The following is a 17,798-nucleotide window of genomic DNA, read 5'->3' as shown; positions in this document are numbered from 1 at the left end:
ACCTTTCGTCTTGAGGAGATATAAAAGAAGGCAGGCTTTCGTAAAAAGCCTGCCTTCTTTTATTTATCCAGCTATTTAGTATTAAAACAAGGCGTAGATAAAAGGAGCCACAGCCGAGCCTTCCGTAAGCACGATCAAGGCGCCCAAAAGGGCCAGAGTCATAACAATCGGCATTAGCCAATATTTCTTTCTGGCCTTTAGAAACTCCCAAAACTGGGCCATTATGGAAAGTTTACCCATGAGTATCTGACCTTTCAGTACATTTTTTCCAGGCGGGCCGGATCATTGCTTTGGTTGGCGCGCCGATGCCAATAGGACTGTTTTGAGTCCATTTTTTTATCAAGTATATCTTTCCCTAAAAGCCTCATAAAAAGGCCAATGGGGGTAATAACCAAAAAATACAGAATTGTCAGTATAATACGGGAGACAAAATATCCCAGGACCGAGGCCAGGCTCATCCAGACCAAGTAAAGGGGTTTCAACACCCGGGGCAATAAAAGGCCCAATCCTGCGAAACAACCCCCGATAACCACAGCCCAGGGCCAGCCCGAACTGCCTTTATAGGCCATAATCCCGGCCACAATCAAGGCTACCGCCGCAAAAACCAGCCCAAGATTTCTCAGATCCCGCAGGTTGGGGTCAAGAGCCGCTATCTGACTTTTTATTTCGGTTACAGCATTCATTAGTCCAGCTCAAACTCCTCGCGCCAGTCGCCTTCTTCGCGCCATTTTGGTTGATCTTCTTTGGCAAACAAATAATTACCCATTATAAGGTAATCCATCTCAGTGCGCATAAAGCAGGCATAGGCATCCCGGGGGGAACAGACAATCGGTTCACCACGCACATTAAAACTGGTATTTACAATAACCCCACAACCAGTATTTTTTTCAAAGGCTTTTATCATCTGGTGATAAAGAGGGTTGGTGTCTGCGTGCACGGTCTGCACCCTGGCCGAATAATCCACGTGGGTCACAGCCGGAATCTCAGAGCGAACCACATTCAGCTTCTCTATACCGAAAAAGTTCTGTTCCTCGGCCGTCATCTCACGGCGCAGCTCCTCCTTGACCTCCGAAACGATCAGCATGTAAGGGCTCTCGGTCTCGGTCTCAAAATAATCGCTGACCCTTTCGGCCAGGACTGAAGGAGCAAAGGGCCGGAAGGATTCCCGGTACTTGATCTTAAGGTTCATCACCGATTGCATTTTGGGGCTTCTGGCATCGCCGATTATGGAACGGCTGCCCAAGGCGCGGGGGCCAAACTCCATGCGCCCCTGGAACCAGCCGACCACCTTTTCATCGCTGATAATATCGGCCACCTTTTGAGGCATATCCGCCCAGGTAAGCTCCTTGGCCACAGCACCGGACTCGGTCAAAAAGGCCTCTATGGCGGTTTGATCAAATTCCGGCCCCAAATAGGAACCGGTCTGCAAGTCCTTGCCGCCGTTTAATGGCCTGGGATTATCCAGGTACTGATGCCAGGTTATCAAGGCCGCCCCCAGGGCGCCTCCGGCATCACCGGCAGCAGGCTGTATCCATATGTTTTCAAAGGGCCCCTCGCGTAAAAGCTTGCCATTGGAAACACAATTCAGGGCCACACCGCCTGCCAGAACCAAATTCTTTTCCCCGGTTTCGGCATGCACGTGGCGGGCGGTTCTCATCACCACCTCTTCGGTGATCTTTTGCACGCTGGCGGCCAGGTCCATTTCCCTTTGGGTCAATTGGGTTTCCGGCTTGCGGGGAGGGCCGTCAAAAAGTTCGGCAAAACTCCCATTGGTCATGGTCAGGCCCTGGCAGTAATTGAAGTAGCTCATATCCATCTTAAATGAGCCGTCTTCCTTTAGGTCCATGATATTGTCCAGGATCACATCCACGTATTTGGGCTTGCCGTAGGGAGCCAGGCCCATGACCTTGTATTCGCCTGAGTTGACCCTGAAGCCGGTGAAATAGGTAAAGGCCGAGTACAAAAGCCCCAGGGAATGGGGGAAATGCAGTTCGGCCATGAGATCTATTTTATTATCCCTGCCCACTCCCCAGCTGGTGGTGGCCCATTCGCCCACCCCGTCCATAGTCAGAATGGCCGCGGATTCATAGGGTGACGGGAAAAAGGCGCTGGCCGCGTGAGACTGGTGGTGTTCCGGAAAAAGCACCTGGCCGTTAAAACTCATCTCTTTTTTAATGACATCAGGAAGCCAAAGCTTTTCCTTTATCCATAGGGGCATGGCCATTAGAAAAGATTTCAGCCCGGAAGGGGCAAAGGCCAGATAAGTCTCCAAAAGCCTCTCAAATTTTAGAAAAGGCTTATCATAAAAAGTCACATAATCAAGCTGGTCTACGGTGATGCCCGCCTCTTTGAGGCAATAGTCAACCGCATGGGTGGGGAAGCGGTAGTCATGCTTTTTACGGCTCCAACGCTCTTCCTGACCCGCAGCAACCAGTTTACCGTCTTGAATCAAGCAGGCGGCCGAATCATGATAATAAGCTGAAATACCAAGGATATTCACGATATATTCCGTTCATTGCCTTGCGCCGGCCAAGGGGCCAGGCTTACTGAAAGGCGCAAGGGAAAGCGCCTTGAACTCAGGCATTGCATTAAGCTTTTCATAAATAAGCCCTGCCATGTACCTGTTTCCCTTGGCGGTGTAATGTCCCTTGGAGCCAACGTAGTTTTTGATGTCGTGCTGAATAAAGAGCGACTTCAGCTGATCTGCGGGCAACTTGCGAAAATCAGGGACCAGGTCCAGAAACCTGACGCCTTGGGCCTCCACAACCCGCTTGATTTGTTTGCGGAAATGATCATACCTGGGATTTCGGTATTCCCTTTCAAAAGGAAGCCACAACGCCGCCAGGGTTATATCCTTTTGGCGGCTGATCTGCTCAAGCTCCCGGAAAAGCCCGCCTGTTATCCTGACGATCTCCTCACCCTGCATGGGATAAACCAACTTGAGCGGTTTTCTTTTGCCAGGACGAGATCCGGCCTCCTGGAAAAGAGCAACCACCTTGAGTTCACGCAGGGCTCCGGCATAGCGGGCCAGGCAGGGCCGCCAGGAAGAAGGTTCAGACAAGGGAAGATTAGCCGGTATGACTTGCCCCTTGTCCAAGGCCAGATAGGGCTTGGGATAACCGTTGAACTCTTCCAGGCTCATACGGTGAAAATCGCCTACAAAAAAAGCAAATAGATGTACCTGGTGCTTCAGTTTCAGACCGTCTTTTTTATACCAGAGAAAAGACTGATCCACCCCATAGCCTCCCTGCCCCATATTCACAACCTCCAGGCGGGGGTCTTTTTGTTCCAGAAAAGCAGGCCAGGTTTTTTGATTGTTCACACCATAACCCATGGTAAAGCTGTCGCCGGAACAAACAATCCGGGTCTTACCTTGGGGAGGAGCTTTAGTATAATCCTTATCAGCCCGGAAACCTTGGGCATTTATCTTCAGGTGATTGCCTGGGCCATAATGGTCTTTTCTCTCCACATCAGGCAAGTTAATCCAACCCAATGCCGAATCGAACTCAGAGTGCGCACTTTCGGCCACTTTGGCCGCGGGCGGCACCTTTTTAAAGGCCAGGTAAATACTGGCAGAGCCTTCAACTAAAGCAAAAAGAGCCAAGGTCACAAGGCAGCTGATAATAATGAATCCAAGGGGAAAAACAATTTTTCTGAACATGGAACCGGCAATGTCTCCTGTCTTGACTGTGCTTAAATATCCTTTTCAAATAAAGCCCCGGAAGGGGTTCGGACAGTCAGGCGGCAACGCATTGTCTTTTTTAGTCTTCCCCACCAGAACATGGGGCAGACGATTTTTTCTGCCACAGTGTACATGCAAAATCAAGGCACTGCATCATTAATCCGAAGTAAGATGCTTTACAATATTCACACAATCCCGGCAAAATTAGGGATTTATTCCCATAGCCGCAGCCCGGGGCCGACACTTTAAAAATGAAAACTTCATCACGGCGCATCTGACCGCCGTTTCAATCACCGCTTAGTTTTGTGGAATTAAGTAAGGTTACAGACTAGAAAGACAGTTTAACTCCGACCCCCCAGGCAAAATCAGAATGCCACCTGGCTACCAAAGACAGATTCCCGTTAAGCATGTAACTCAGCCCCAAGGAGCCTTCCCATCTTTCGTGGCTGTCATAAAGAGCTCCGGTCATCAAGCCCAGCCGCGGGGTGAGGCGCCAGTCTTTTTGCATCCCCACCCTGAATCCGGCATCACTGTCCAGCCAGGCGCTGGTTTCAATATTCAGGGGTAAAAGATAGTTCAGCCCCAGCACCCCCCTTATCTTTTCAGACTCATCTTCCCGGCTCAGGATATCGGCCCCCACAAACCAAGAGGTGAACCGGTTCATGTAGTAGCTATAGGAAGGAGTGACTTCCCACTCGGGTTCATCCACCATCTGCCAGCCCAGTTCCCAATCCAGGTTGAAAATACTCCGGGTGTCAAAGACGGTGAACATCCCCTCCCCCATATTGCTTAAAACCTCGTATTGGACCGTTGCGCACCAGCTCTCTTTATAAAGGATGCTCCTGACCTCTGTAACTTCCGGCAGGGGTTCATATCCCTGGTAGTGAACCATTCGAGCCATGCCTGCCTTCATGTGATAAAGCAAGTGACAATGAAAAAACCAGTCTCCGAATTCATTGGCCTTGAACTCAATAACCGTGGTGGACATGGGAGTTACATCAACGGTGTGTTTCAAGGGGGCATGATCTCCCTGGCCGTTTAGCACCCTGAAAAAATGGCCGTGCAGGTGCATGGGGTGATGCATCATGGTGCGGTTTATCATGATAAAGCGAACCACCTCGCCTTTTTTAATCAATATGTCATCATCTTCGCTCAGCGCGCGGTTGTTCAAGAGCCAGACATACCGCTCCATATCCCCGTCCAGGGTGAGGCGAATCTCCCTGACCGGTCTCTTGTGATCAAAAGAGGTTTTGCCGACAGACCTTAACCTGGTGTATGGCGGCCAAGGGCGAGAAGGGCCGCCATCCATCGCTCGTCTGGGGTTCGAAGAAACATCCGTGGATAATAAGCTGAAATCATATGAAAAACGTTTTCCCCAAGGCGGTAATGATCGACCGGAGCCTGCCTCCTTTATTACTGACTGTCCGGGCTCCATTGTCATCTGTTTGTGGTGTTTGGCTTTAACGGTTTTCTTTGAGGTGTTCGCCATTTTCATTGACCGGCTGTGGGAGGGAGGCATTTTCTTTGCGGAATGATTCATCTCCATTCCTTTCATGCCTTTCATATCTTTCATTCCAACCATACCCGGCAGGTCAAAAACGCCGGCTTCCACCAGGGCGTCTTCCATGCCCATGGTCCCGGCAGGAGTAAGGGCAAAAACCCTTTCAAGGCTTAGCTCCCCCATATTGTGGTAAAGATCAGGCGCAGGTATTCGCCTTGCCGGCTCGGGTTTTCCCCGCCCCAGCCAAATGGAGGCATAAGAAGAGGAATCATGGGCCGTTGCCCTTAGCTCACAACTGCCCTTGGACGGCATGGTCACCAACAGGTCATAGGTCTCGGCCACGCCGATCAAAAGACGCTTTACCTCTAACGGTTCAACCGCCAAGCCATCAGCCGCCATAATAGTCATGGGTCCTGTGGCAAAATCAAGCATAAAAAAGTGGTGGCCGACCCGTTTACAACCCGTAAACGCAAGGTCTGACCCGGTTTTGCCTCCAGATTAAGAACAGGCTTGCCATTGGCCAGAAAACGGTCATAGGCCACATCCGAGATATCCATGGCGGGCATGCGGCCAAGCTCCCTGGCAAAATAATCCCCCAACTTGCCCGCCTTCAACGCGCCGAATATGCTTTGTCCCGCGCCTTTTTGCAGGGGATGCCATTCCGAACCTCGCCTTAAATTATGCATAACCGTTTCCGGCGGCTCATCCGTCCAGTCAGAGAGTAAAATCACCCGCTCGGAGGGAGACTTGGGGTCGGGATGGACGGGATCAATAGCTATGGCCCCGTACACCCCCATTTGTTCCTGCAACCCGCTGTGCGAGTGATACCAATAGGTGCCGCTTTGCCTGATGGGGAATTCATAGGTAAAGCTCCGGCCCGGCATTATGGGGGGGAAACTGATATAAGGCACACCATCCATGCCCGGCGGAACCAGCAAACCGTGCCAGTGAATGGAAGTGGATGTATTGGTTTTATTTAGAACATGAATCCGAGCCAGATCCCCTTCGGTGAAACGTAAAACAGGGCCGGGTATCTGGTGATTTATAGTCATGGCCACAGCCGGACGGCCCGTGAAATTAACCGATTCCTTGGTTATAGTGAGGTGGTATTCCTTGATCTTGGCGAGTGCCTGAACGGCATTGAATATTATTAAAGTGGTTAGGAAAAAACAGAAAACCCGTTTCATATTGATTGTCATACCCCCTCCAGCGCCATGCTGTTTCAACAAAATTCACCCACTATACTAGCAAAATAATAGGGGATACAACAATCTCAGTAAGAATCTATAATCCGCTCAGGACTCAATGTCGTTTTTCATTTCAATGTATTGCTTTCTGTCAATCTCACCTGCGGCATAGCGCCGTTTCAATATATCCAGGCTTGATTCCGCACCTGTTTTCGCTCCAGCACCTCCCTGTGGATTCACCCCCTGCCCACCTCTAAAGGCCCAGCGTATACCCGCGATGACGGCCACAATAACAATCAACCAGATCAAGATCATGAGGGGTCCTCCCAACCATCCTCCGCCCCACATCATGGGATGATTCCAACCGCTGCCGTAACCCCAGGACTGAGCCCCGGCAAACGTCGGTAAAAAGGTCAAGACCAATCCCAGCAAAGAAGCCGACATGTTTCTTTTCATTAGGGATTTCCTTTCATTAGTGGTTTTCAAGCAACCCTTACGATATTGGCCATGCCTGCTTCCATGTGATAGAGGTGGTGGCAATGATGGAACCAGTCTCCCGGATTATCCGCCAAAAACTGCACCTCCAGCCTTTGCATGGGGTCAACTATCAGAGTGTCTTTTGATATCCATTTTTCAGGAGGCAAAGAAGGGTTTACCAGCTTAAAAAAATGTCCGTGTAGATGCATGGGATGGGGCATATGACTGTGGTTTATGTAGGCCAGGCGCACCACCTGACCCAGGTCTGCCCTTAGGACCTCGGAATCCGGGTATCCGCGCCCATTTATTGTCCAATAAGGAGAATGCATTCCACCGGATAGCACCTGCCTGTACCAACGAGCCGGCTCCTGATAAGCTTCAGTCGAAGGCGCAGCAGCCTGAAAATCAAAATACCCCGGATAAGCCAACCCACGTCTGAAAGAAGGAGCAACGGGTTTAATATCCTCTTTACCTTCATACACAAAAGGTAATTTCAGCCCGCTCTCTCCCCAGCCGGACTCGTAGGCTCCCAAAAGCCAGTTTCCCGGATTATCGGCCACAAGCTCAAGGTCATAGCGTTCACCCATGCCAATACGAAGCACCTCTGCCTTAACGGGCTTAATGGGGCGGCCATCGGTGCGGACTATGGTAAAGGAATGACCGGCCAAGCGCAGATCATATATGGTGCTTGAAGAAGCATTGCAGACCCGGAGCCTTACCTTTTCTCCTTTTTTCAACTTAACCGGCTTGGTGTGAGGATAAATCCTGCCGTTTACTGCATAGGCGTTATAAACCGGTTCAGATAAGGGTCCGCTTCCAGACCAGCCGCCTGGGCCCCTCATCATACCCCGGCCGCCATGCATCATGCGGCCTGCCGGTTTGCGTTTACCGGCCTCGGGCCCGCCTCCGTCGACCATAGCCCAATCTTCCAAAACCAATACAAAATCCTGGTCGTGGGTCAGGGAATCGTTGGGATCATCCACTATCAAAGCCCCATAAAGGCCCCGATCAAGTTGAAGCCCCTGATGGGAATGATAAATATAGGTGCCGGACGGCTTACAGGGGAACTCATAAGTAAAACTATCCCCTGGCAACACTGCCTGTTGGGTCACTCCGGGCACTCCATCCATGGAGTTGGGAACCGGCAGGCCATGCCAGTGAACCGTGCTGGGATGTGGCAACTTATTACGAAAATTTACCTTGAGTACATCATCTGTCCGAACCCGAATCACCGGACCGGGGATGCCCTGATTATAACTCCAAACCCTGAACGTCCTGTCTGTTCCTAGATTTGTACTGGCAAGTCCGGCGGTGAGATCAAACGATCTAAGGTTATTGGGAACGGGACTTTTGGCCAGTGAAGGTACAGGCAGCAGGCAGGCCAGGGCCAGGGTTCCGGAACTTAGTAAAAACCTTCTTCGATCCATGGGCATAATTACCTCCAATATTTCATATTAAAATACTAGCAAATAATATGCCTAAACACATCTATAGGTAATGCTTGTTTTTTTTAAAAGAAGAGCAAATCAGAACTGCATAAAAATAACCCGCCAATTGCGGATTCAGGGTTATTTTTTCACATTAATCCCATATTTACTATGCAGGGTAGCTTTCAGCGACAGGTTCCAATTTTAGACGGCTTTGGCATCCGGATTGTAAACAGAAAATAACCGGTCAACCTTCATTTTCCGGCTTAAGCACCCTATCGGCGAGGTCAGGATAAAGCTCTCGCACGCATTCCGGACACAGGCTGTGGGTAAACTCGGCATGAGTGCGACGAGCAACATAATCCTCGACCTGCTGCCAATAGCCTTTGTCATTACGTATTTTTTTGCATCTGGCGCAAATGGGAAGCAGACCGTGCAAGGTTTTTACTTGCGTCATGGCCTCTTTGAGATCTTTGTTAGCCATACTCAAATCTTTTGTTTTTTCTTCTATTTTTTGTTTCTGCTTTTCTATGGTATCCACCAACTTATTGAAATCTGATAAAAGGCCGGTAGCCGATACAAAAAACACAGCGGTTGTAATTATAAAAGATATGGCGAGAGTGCCCCAAACCGAAGGCAGCAGAATATATTGCCTTACATCAACCGGAAAAACCAGATATCCGGCCACCCACATATGGGCGATAATTATTGTTGTGACCATAAAGAAAACCGCGCAAATAACTCCGCCCCAGACGCCCAAACATAATCCGGCTACAAAAATAGCCGCTCCGGCAAAATAAAAACCGGCCGAGACTACACTGTACTGCAAAAAAGACGAAATACTTAACACGATAAAAATGCCCAATATCGATACAATCAACCAGATATCGCTTAGCTTTTTACGTAAAAAAAAGCCACTCAAAATTACTACACCAAGAATCAAATGAATGATGTGGTTAAAATGCATGCCAGTGGAGAAGATGCGCATAAGAGAGAGAGGCAGGGCAATTATGGTCAAGGCTAACAAAACTAGGGCAACGCTCTCCAGAAAACGCCGCCTGATTATTTTTTTTTGTAAAGCCGCAAACTCTTGTACTTGGTCAGGGTTTATTTGGGTGTTGGCCATGACTACCTGTCCAAATGCTGAAAAAAGTTAAAGCGTGAAATTTACCCTACCAACAGGTTAAGTCGATAATAAATATTATTTTTTCTATAAATTAAATTATTTTACTTTGTTATATTAAGGGCCAACACCACATGGTTCTTATTTGGTTAAAAACCCGATCATTGCGCTACTTAATCGAATATTTTTCAAAGAAATAGTATATGATTACTTTGCTTCTAAATCCACGGCATGAGCAGAAAGGTGTTTAAGAGCGAGATTAAGAGAATCAAAATCAGTGCACACCCCGGTTAAAATCATCTTTAGCTCAAAACCTTTTACCATTACGGGCGGTGGTCCGGTTTCCAGCAACTTTTCAGGAACCTTTCCCGCTTTATGCCCCATTTTGATCTGGGTGACATTTTCCACATCCAAGGCTGCGAATCCCGGCGGCGCCCCTTCCAACACTGCCATGGTTCCCGAACCAAATACGCGGGAGCTTTCATAGCTTATTTTAACAGGCCTTTTTTTATAGGTTCCGGAGATAAAGCCATAACGAAAAGGATGAGAGGTGAAATCCAGCCCCAGCCTGCGAGCACAGGACTGAATCTTCACATTTGTTTTTTTCATTATAACCCAAAAAACATACCAGCAGACAACCCCGGTAAAAACCGCAAAAAAAGACCCCAGGAATACATCCAGCCAAAACAAAAGGCCCACACCCGCGGCTACAAGAAAAATTGAAAAACCCCAGCCGATTTTAGAAAGAATGCTCACTGGAACCGCCCTTTTCCAAAATGGGCACAAAATGGAATATGACCTATCAAAAATCAAGTCTCCCCTACTATTCAGGCTAAGGCTCTTTTCTTTAAAATGGCAAATGCAAAACAAATTCTCCAAGAAACCCGAATCAAGGGCAAGCAGAATGAAAAGCGGAGTAAACAGCAATTTAACCTATTAATATAATAATAAATAACAAATATTTACAAAATTTCCCCAATACTCCCGGTTTACTTAACGCGAGCATTCAACCCAAAATCACAATATGTTTCAGTCAAAATTCTCTCCTTCCCCACAATCTGATCGATTCACGATAAATAAATAAATTTTTAGTATTTTTAGTTTAGATATAAACTGATACAAACAGAAACAACACCTGATTCCAGGCGTATTCCACGCAGGTAAATCAACAACCGGAGTCCTGAAATGACAAGTATAGAACTGCCCAGTCCCGATTCAAACGTCAAAGTAGAAATCACCATGCCGCTGAAACTATGGTGGAAGCTGATGGAAACAGCACAGCAAAATGATATGAAACTGAACTATCTGATATTCAAAAACCTGGCCGATGCAGCAGACTATGACATTAACGGTGAGAGCTACGATCTTTTATTGCGGGAAATCGAAGAAGACAGCTCCAGCCCGGGATAATTGAAGGTAACAGCCGTATGGTTCCGCAGAACTAAAAACCAAGTTGGCGTCAGAAGTTTTAAAAACCAGGCAAACAAAAACCGCCCGGAAAATGTTATCCAGGGGGACCTGCCCCATGCCCCCTGGATAACAAAAAGACGATCAGTCAAGCTTCAAGGAATAATAAAAGACAGATCTACCTTTTCATAAGTTCCTTGAACTTATCCTCTTCGCCCTCCACCATGTGGTAGCAGTATTTATCCTGATCTGGAAACTTAACCGCCTTGACATCCTTAACGTATTCCTGCATGGCGTTTGTGATGACTTCAGCCACGTTGCAGTATTTCTTTACAAATTTGGGGGTGAACGCCTGGAATTGGCCGATAAGGTCGCTTACTATCAAAAGCTGCCCATCACAATGAGGCCCTGCCCCGATACTCAAAACCGGGATATCCAGGGTCTTCCAGATGTATTCGGTCACCTCCGGCGGCACAGCCTCCACCAAAAGCATCTGGGCTCCGGCCTCCTCTACCGCCAAGGCGTCTTCCACCACCAACTTGGCAGTCTCGGCCGTACGGCCCTGGGCCTTGTGCCCCCCCAATTGACCCGAGCTTTGGGGAGTGAGGCCGATATGCCCGATAACGTTGATTCCCGCCTCTGTAATGGCCTTTATGCGGGAGGTGATGCGCACTCCACCCTCCAGCTTGATGGCATCCACATCCGCTTCCTTTAAAAAGCGGGCCGCGTTCATCACCGCATCCTCATCAGATATCTGATAAGAGGCAAAAGGCATATCCCCCACCACAAAGCAATTGGGAGCGCCCCTGCGCACTGCCTCGGAATGGCAAATGCACTGATCCATGGTTACGGGAACCGTGCCGTTATATCCATAGACGCACATGCCCAAAGAGTCACCCACCAAAAGCATTTCCATGCCCGCCTTTTGGGCGAACTGGGCGGTGGGATAATCATAACTGGTAAGCCAGGCTATCTTTTCGCCCTTTGCCTTCATCTGCACCAGATCAAAGATACTTATTTTTTTAGCCATGTCGGCTCCTTGGTTATTTATATGGATTTTGTTATCTGCCCACTGAAAAGGCCTATCTAAACTAGCGGGCATACCCCGGAAGTATCAAACCAGCTCACCCCCGGATCGATGCAAGCGGCTGGTTTGAAGGATCCGGGGTTAACTGAAAATCAAACCACAGGCAGGCTCAGATCCGCCGGTCCGGCAGGTGAGGTCTTCAGCTCGGGCGCGTGTTTATCCATTGTTTCGCAGATAACCTCTGCCATTTTGACCTTTTCGCGCACAAGTTCCTGATGGAATGATTCAAAGGCCCAGGGCTTGTAGATATCGCCTTCGGAGGTGCCCGGCTCGATCTTGAAATAGATCGGCGCAGCCACTCTGGCCATTTCAGGCGCCTCATAAACCCGATACATGCCGCCAAAGGCGTCCACAATAATGGTGTAGACGTCCAGGGGCACATTAAGCCCTTCACGCATGCTGGAGAGAATGCCCAGGCTCACATCACTCAAGGGGTTGATCGAGTCCACCCCTATCTGTTCAATGATCTGCCCACCGGCCGCAGAGCAGTAACCGCCGAACACGGAAAATTTAAAAATGGTCTCGGTGGGAATGATCCCCTTGGCCCTCATTCCGCAGGCTATCTTAAGCACGCCTTCGTCAAAGACCAGAAAACCACGGTGACCGGCCTCGATATTCCGCATCATATCGGCCAGGTGATAAACAATATTGTTCTGACCCCGCAGGCGGAATCCCTGCATAGCCCCTTCGGGGTTGCTGATCTCTCTTGCCCCCACATCCCAGGCCTTGCGATGCCCCACCACAGTGACCAACTCTATCTTGGCCTCATTGGCCATGGTGGCCATATCCTTAAGCTCCTGAAAATCGCAGTAAGTGCTGCCGCCCACAGTGGCAATGGCACGATGCACCACCACACCCCGCCTGTCGGCCTCTTTGATCATGGCCTCCATGGTGCTGGCCCTTTCCACGCCTGCGATCTCAATACGCCAGTGAGCGCCGTCGGGGAAGGATTTCTCGGAAGAAGGCAGGGGAGGACCGTCTTGGATGGGGATGCCTTCGGATTTCATGTACTCTCGAATTTTATCCATTACTTCGCTAGCCATTTTTCCCTCACTGTGGAGCAATTTTGCTTGTTTGGCCCTGCCGGAGTTACTTTGCCCCCCGGGAGAGCATATGTCCATTATGTTGAATTGTTGTTCTATATTTAAAACAATAATCCGCTATTTTGTCAACACTTCTCCTAGGCTCCTGTTAATTTTTTTCAGGAAACCGTTTTCAGCGTTTACTGGCTTCTCGAATCAGACTGGTTCAGGCAAGCGCTATAACCTCAATTTCCACATCCAGGCCATCATCTATACCGCCTGCGCACACGGCATTGCGCGCAGGCGGGCCCGAGGGGAAATATTCAATATAAGCGGCTGAAAATTCATCTTTTATATCCATAGATGACAAATAAATATCCGCCCGAACCACCTTGGAGAGACCGCTACCGGCTTCTTCAAGTATTGACTTGATATTATTCATAATTATCCGAATCTGCTCCTTAGCGGAGCCATGCACGGGTCTATTGGTTTCAGGATCTTCGGCCGTCTGGCCGGAAACAAATAAAAGACCTGCCGCGCGTATGGCCTGGGAATAGTGACCCGGCTCGGGCGCCTTTTCGGTATAGATAATTTCCTTTTTCATTATCTATCCAATATATAGATTGTAAATTTAATAATTGAACGTTTTTCCCTTTCATCGTCCGTTCTCTCAAATCAAAGGCGCACCAGCCAAAAGCCTCCTCAAGATTCCGCTCTCCAGATTTCCTCCACTGGCCACCACAACCACCTTTTTCCCAAGATCAGGCGGCAAACGATCTAAAAGCACACTGATCCCCACAGCTCCGCTGCCCTCCAGCACCAGGTTTTGTCTGGTGAGTGTGTAATAGATTCCTTTTGCTATTTGCTCTTCATTCACCAGCAGGGTTTGATCCACAAACCGACGGCACAGGTCAAAGGTGTATTGATTATCCAGGCCGATCCCGCCCAAAAGGGCATCGGCCAGGCTGTCTTTCTCCGGAATAGCAACCGGCTTGCCTGCTTCAAGGCTTTTCTGCATGGCCGGAGCAGACTCCATGGAGACCCCGATCACCTTTATCTTCGGATCAGCGCTTTTAAGGGCCAAAGCAATGCCCGAGATCAGGCCTCCGCCTGAAAGAGGGACCAAAACCGTATCCAGCCCGGGCAGGTCTTCCAAAATCTCAAGGCCGATGGTCCCTTGACCGGCAATCACCAGGGGATCATCAAAAGGCGCTATCATAGTCAGCCCCTGTTCCTTTTGAATCTTCAGAGCATGTTCATAAGCCTGGTCCTGGCTTTGACCCACTTGCCGAACTTCCGCGCCTAAGTCCCGTATGGCCCGCACCCTGAAGTCAGGCACCCTTTTTGAGCAGCAGACAAGGGCCTTGATCCCCATTTCCCTTGCAACCAGGGCCACTGCCCGACCGTGGTTGCCCGTGGAAAAGGCAATCACCCCTTGCGCCTTCTGTTTGGGGCTCAGAGAACCCAAACTGTTAAATGCGCCACGCACCTTAAACGAACCGGTTTTTTGTAAAAATTCCGGCTTAATATAAATTTCTCTGCCAGTGCGCCCGCTTAAGGCCTCAAACTGCAGAAGCGGTGTTCTGAACACCCTTTTCCGCAACCGCCCGGCCGCCTTATAAATGTCCCTTAAAGTCAGGCGGTTCATCTTTTCTCTGCTCACTATGGCTATCCAAACGAAATAGTTACGGTTTCAACAGGCTATCAGTCTGGTCACTCATTTTTTCGCCTTGCATGTCAGACAAACCCTGTGAATTCCCTTCGCTGAATTCCGGAAAAGGCAAAGTTGACCAAGGTGGTGAAGTCAAAAACCGGCTTGCCCACAGCCTGTTGCACACTGGCTGCATAGGGCGGCAAAAGTGAGCATTCCAGGAGAAAAGCCCCGATCGAGCGGTCTTGCCGGAGCATCTCCAAGGCAACTTCCACCACCTCTTGGCTCACAGCCTTAAAATCAAGCTCCCCGATCTCAGCCAAGGCAAAGGCATGGAAATTTTTCTTTTGCTGCAACCCGGCTATAAAGAGCCGGTCTATTTGCCTCACTCCCACCGCTTTTAAGAGTCCATCATCCAGGCTGCTTGAATCCACGGTTATGACACCGATTTTTTGATCCTCCCCCAACATGTTCAGCAAAAGGTCGGCCTGCATCAGGCTGGAAAGAAAAACCGGCATCTCAAGATCTTGAGCCAAGGGCTTTTGGAACAGGCCCAAAAAGCCGCAATCACTGGTGATCCCCCTCACCCCCGCCTCTTCTTTCAACTCCCTGGCCGCCTTCAGAACCTGTTCATAGTTGGACGGATCCCTTTTAAGGGCCCTTTCCACGGAAAAGCCGCGCAACTTCTTAAAGCGAACCGGAAAGTTCCAGGTAGTGGCATTGGCCACATCCCCGGGGACAAAAGGCACACTGGTATCCAAAAGCAATATGCCCACCGGCTCCCCCATGCTCACCTGTCCCTTTTCAATGCGGTAGATCAAAGAATCATCTCTCAGTGAAAGCATTTTTTAGTCTGCCGCAGCCCCCCAAAAGGGGCCGCGGCAAAAAATACTATAAAGGCCTCTACTTACCGGTATTTTCTTTTATGTCCTTTCTCACGGCCTTTAAAACCTCGGGCGCACCGTCTCCGCCGATCTCCAGATAGACCTTTTCCACGTCCTTGGCTTTGGCCCGGAAAGCGGCGATCTCATCGGGAGTCAGGTTGACGACCTTCATCTCGGGCTTGGCTTTTTTGATCATGGCCAGACGCTTGGCATTGAATTCCTCTTCAAATTTAAAAAGCCAGGCAGTGGCCTCATCCACGGATTCCCGCACCATCTTTTGCATCTCGGGGCTTAGGGAATCGAACTTATCCTTGTTAAAGCAAAGGGTGGTGACATACATCAGCTGCTTGGCGTTCACAAAGTAGTCAGTCACCTCGTAAAACTTCATCTCCTGATGAGCAAAATAGGGCTGCACCTGACCTTCGATCATCTTGAGCTGCAAGGCGCTGTAGATCTCAGAATAGGGCATGGGAGTGGGATTGGCGCCATAGGCCTTGTAAGCCTCGACCAGCATGGGGCTGGTCATGACCCTGAACTTCATGCCATTGAAATCCTCAGGCTTGCGCACCTCTTTTTTAAGGCTCCACACCTGCCACCCTTCGGGGATTATCGATAAAAGCATGAGGTTCTTTTTGGCATAATAGGGAGCCAGGGCGGCGTAGGTGTTTTCCCCGCCCATTAAGATGGCCTTGTTGACTTCCCTGTTGTCGGGCAAAAGGTAGTGCAGGTTGAAGATGTTCACTTCCGGGATATAGGAGCCCAGGTGACCGGGGCTTTGAAAAGCCATGGTCAGGGCGCCGTCCTGTAGAAGCTCACTAACTTGGTTGTTATTGCCGATCTGGCCATAGAAATAGAAATCCAGCTTTACCTTTCCGCCTGATTTTTTTTCTATGACTTCCTTGAACTTTTTGGCGTATTCATGCTGAATGCTGCCTTCGATCTCTTCCAGGGCAAAACGCCACTCATAATCAGCCGCCAGGGCAAGGCTTGCCAACATGGTGATGGAAATGGCGACAGCAGCGGCAATCGCTAGTAACTTACGCATTATCTTCTCCCTTTGGCTCGTTTTTTCCCCTGTCAACCGGTCCGGAGACCGGAATCCTCTTTATATGGAAAGCCTTTCTGCCCGCGCGATGCAAAATGGCTTCCTGACTTAATCAAGCCTTTACTTGGCTGAAATAACCCTTTACGCACTTAAGCTGCATCAAAACCGCCAGGGCCAGGCTGTCTTCGTCAAGGTCGAATTTGGGATGATGGTGGGGATGGACTATCCCCTTTTCCCGGTTGCCCGCCCCCACAAAATAAAAGGCCGAAGGCACCCGGCTGGCGAACTCGCTGAAGTCCTCGCCCGCCATGGAGACCAAACTTTTTATCTTTTCTTTTCCCGGAAACACCTGGTCAGCCGCCTGGCGAACCAGACTTGCCATGAAGTGATCGTTGATCAGGGCGGGGTGGGAATCTCCGTAGGATATCTCACCTTGCACCCGGCAGGTTTCACAGACTCCGTTTAAGATGCGCTCCAGCCGCTCAAGCGGCCTTTCATCGCCTTTTGAAAGGTCGTACAAATAGCGGACCGTGCCCTCAAGCTCAACTTGGCCGGGTATTATGTTGGAACCGGTGCCGCCGTTTATACTGCCGAAAACAATGATCGTGGGAGAGAGGGGATCTATCTCCCGGGCCTGGATGGACTGGACCTTCTGCACAAAGTCTACCGCCGCCAGAAGGGGGTCTCTCGCCTGCTGAGGCATGGCTGTGTGACCGCCCCTGCCTTTTATGGTTACATGAAAATGATGCATCCCGGCCATTACCGGCCCCGGATCCACGGCCATGGCTCCGATCTCAAGGGGACACCAAAGATGCAGCCCCAGGCAGGCGTCCACCTTGGGAGAATCGAGCGCACCTTCATTAATCATGGGCAGGGCCCCGGCCCCCTCCTCATTGGGCTGGAAGCAGAGCTTCACATTGCCCTTGATCCAATGGCGGTTGGCGCAAAGCAGCTTGGCCACAACCAAAAGCACCGCTGTGTGGCCGTCATGACCACAGGCGTGCATGCAGCCTTTAACCTTGGAACGATAGGAGCAGGTGTTCTCTTCCTCTACCGGAAGAGCGTCCATATCCGCCCTGAGTATCAGGGTGGGGCCTTTGCCGTCACCCTTGATGAGCCCGAGCACACCGGTTTTTGCCACCCTTTTTATCTCTTCCACCCCGATATCCTTGAGGTAGCTCTCCACCAGGCGGGCGGTTCGGTGTTCGCAAAAACCCAATTCCGGATGCATATGCAGGTCCCGGCGCAGTTCAATAAGCTCCGGGGTAAGTTTTTTTACAGACTCGGAAAGCCGCATTTTAAAAA

18 protein-coding genes are annotated in these 17,798 nt (G+C 49.8%); 1 reads left to right on the top strand and 17 read right to left on the bottom strand.

Annotated elements, in window-relative coordinates; genetic code table 11:
* Positions 1-81: 81 nt before the first annotated feature.
* The 10 genes from X474_RS25950 to X474_RS02760 all read right to left on the bottom strand — a co-directional run bounded on the left by X474_RS25950 (position 82) and on the right by X474_RS02760 (position 10,153).
* Positions 82-240, bottom strand: a complete 159-nt coding sequence (locus X474_RS25950) for a DUF5989 family protein (protein ID WP_156360586.1) — start codon at positions 238-240, stop codon at positions 82-84.
* Between the two features lie 14 nt (positions 241-254).
* Positions 255-683 carry an SxtJ family membrane protein gene (locus tag X474_RS02800; RefSeq protein WP_052514779.1) on the bottom strand — a complete coding sequence of 143 codons (429 nt, stop codon included), beginning with the start codon at positions 681-683 and terminating at the stop codon, positions 255-257.
* Positions 683-2,503, bottom strand: a complete 1,821-nt coding sequence (locus X474_RS02795; RefSeq protein ID WP_082464095.1) for a carbamoyltransferase family protein — start codon at positions 2,501-2,503, stop codon at positions 683-685. The genes X474_RS02800 and X474_RS02795 overlap by 1 nt, the downstream gene beginning before the upstream one ends.
* A gap of 9 nt (positions 2,504-2,512) precedes the next feature.
* On the bottom strand, positions 2,513-3,661 hold the full coding sequence (locus X474_RS02790) for an SGNH/GDSL hydrolase family protein (protein WP_044346578.1): 1,149 nt from the start codon (positions 3,659-3,661) through the stop codon (positions 2,513-2,515).
* Positions 3,662-4,010: 349 nt separating this feature from the next.
* Complete coding sequence (locus X474_RS02785) at positions 4,011-5,582, bottom strand: multicopper oxidase domain-containing protein (protein ID WP_197281946.1); 1,572 nt, start codon at positions 5,580-5,582, stop codon at positions 4,011-4,013.
* 5 nt (positions 5,583-5,587) lie between these two features.
* Positions 5,588-6,382: a multicopper oxidase domain-containing protein gene (locus X474_RS02780; RefSeq protein ID WP_044346576.1), complete on the bottom strand. Its 795-nt coding sequence runs from the start codon at positions 6,380-6,382 to the stop codon at positions 5,588-5,590.
* Positions 6,383-6,478: 96 nt separating this feature from the next.
* Positions 6,479-6,826 (bottom strand): SHOCT domain-containing protein, encoded by a 348-nt coding sequence (locus tag X474_RS02775; RefSeq protein WP_052514778.1) that lies wholly within the window; start codon positions 6,824-6,826, stop codon positions 6,479-6,481.
* A 26-nt stretch (positions 6,827-6,852) separates the two neighbouring features.
* Complete coding sequence (locus X474_RS02770) at positions 6,853-8,274, bottom strand: multicopper oxidase family protein (protein WP_197281937.1); 1,422 nt, start codon at positions 8,272-8,274, stop codon at positions 6,853-6,855.
* Between the two features lie 247 nt (positions 8,275-8,521).
* Complete coding sequence (locus tag X474_RS02765) at positions 8,522-9,262, bottom strand: hypothetical protein (RefSeq protein ID WP_156360585.1); 741 nt, start codon at positions 9,260-9,262, stop codon at positions 8,522-8,524.
* A 342-nt stretch (positions 9,263-9,604) separates the two neighbouring features.
* Positions 9,605-10,153, bottom strand: a complete 549-nt coding sequence (locus X474_RS02760) for a hypothetical protein (protein WP_044346574.1) — start codon at positions 10,151-10,153, stop codon at positions 9,605-9,607.
* Positions 10,154-10,582: 429 nt separating this feature from the next.
* On the opposite strand from X474_RS02760, the gene X474_RS02750 reads away from it, so the two are divergent.
* Positions 10,583-10,807, top strand: coding sequence for a hypothetical protein (locus X474_RS02750; protein ID WP_044346572.1), 225 nt, complete (start codon positions 10,583-10,585; stop codon positions 10,805-10,807).
* Positions 10,808-10,982: 175 nt separating this feature from the next.
* Here the strand turns inward: X474_RS02750 and panB are convergent, their stop codons facing one another.
* From panB to X474_RS02710, 7 genes are all read right to left on the bottom strand, one after another.
* On the bottom strand, positions 10,983-11,834 hold the full coding sequence (gene panB, locus X474_RS02740; RefSeq protein ID WP_044346570.1) for a 3-methyl-2-oxobutanoate hydroxymethyltransferase: 852 nt from the start codon (positions 11,832-11,834) through the stop codon (positions 10,983-10,985).
* 149 nt (positions 11,835-11,983) lie between these two features.
* Positions 11,984-12,934, bottom strand: coding sequence for a hypothetical protein (locus tag X474_RS02735; protein ID WP_044346654.1), 951 nt, complete (start codon positions 12,932-12,934; stop codon positions 11,984-11,986).
* Positions 12,935-13,139: 205 nt separating this feature from the next.
* Positions 13,140-13,517: a RidA family protein gene (locus X474_RS02730; protein ID WP_044346569.1), complete on the bottom strand. Its 378-nt coding sequence runs from the start codon at positions 13,515-13,517 to the stop codon at positions 13,140-13,142.
* Between the two features lie 66 nt (positions 13,518-13,583).
* Complete coding sequence (gene eutB, locus X474_RS02725; RefSeq protein ID WP_197281936.1) at positions 13,584-14,576, bottom strand: hydroxyectoine utilization dehydratase EutB; 993 nt, start codon at positions 14,574-14,576, stop codon at positions 13,584-13,586.
* A gap of 74 nt (positions 14,577-14,650) precedes the next feature.
* On the bottom strand, positions 14,651-15,409 hold the full coding sequence (locus X474_RS02720) for an aspartate/glutamate racemase family protein (protein ID WP_052514776.1): 759 nt from the start codon (positions 15,407-15,409) through the stop codon (positions 14,651-14,653).
* A gap of 58 nt (positions 15,410-15,467) precedes the next feature.
* On the bottom strand, positions 15,468-16,493 hold the full coding sequence (dctP, locus tag X474_RS02715) for a TRAP transporter substrate-binding protein DctP (protein ID WP_044346567.1): 1,026 nt from the start codon (positions 16,491-16,493) through the stop codon (positions 15,468-15,470).
* A gap of 112 nt (positions 16,494-16,605) precedes the next feature.
* Entirely contained in the window at positions 16,606-17,790 is a 1,185-nt protein-coding gene (locus X474_RS02710) for an amidohydrolase (protein WP_044346566.1), read from the bottom strand.
* Between the last annotated feature and the right edge of the window lie 8 nt (positions 17,791-17,798).

This window comes from Dethiosulfatarculus sandiegensis, from assembly GCF_000931935.2.
GTDB lineage: Bacteria > Desulfobacterota > Desulfarculia > Desulfarculales > Desulfarculaceae > Dethiosulfatarculus > Dethiosulfatarculus sandiegensis.
Note: the sequence above shows the minus strand (reverse complement) of the source record. Positions and strands in the feature narration are given on the sequence as shown.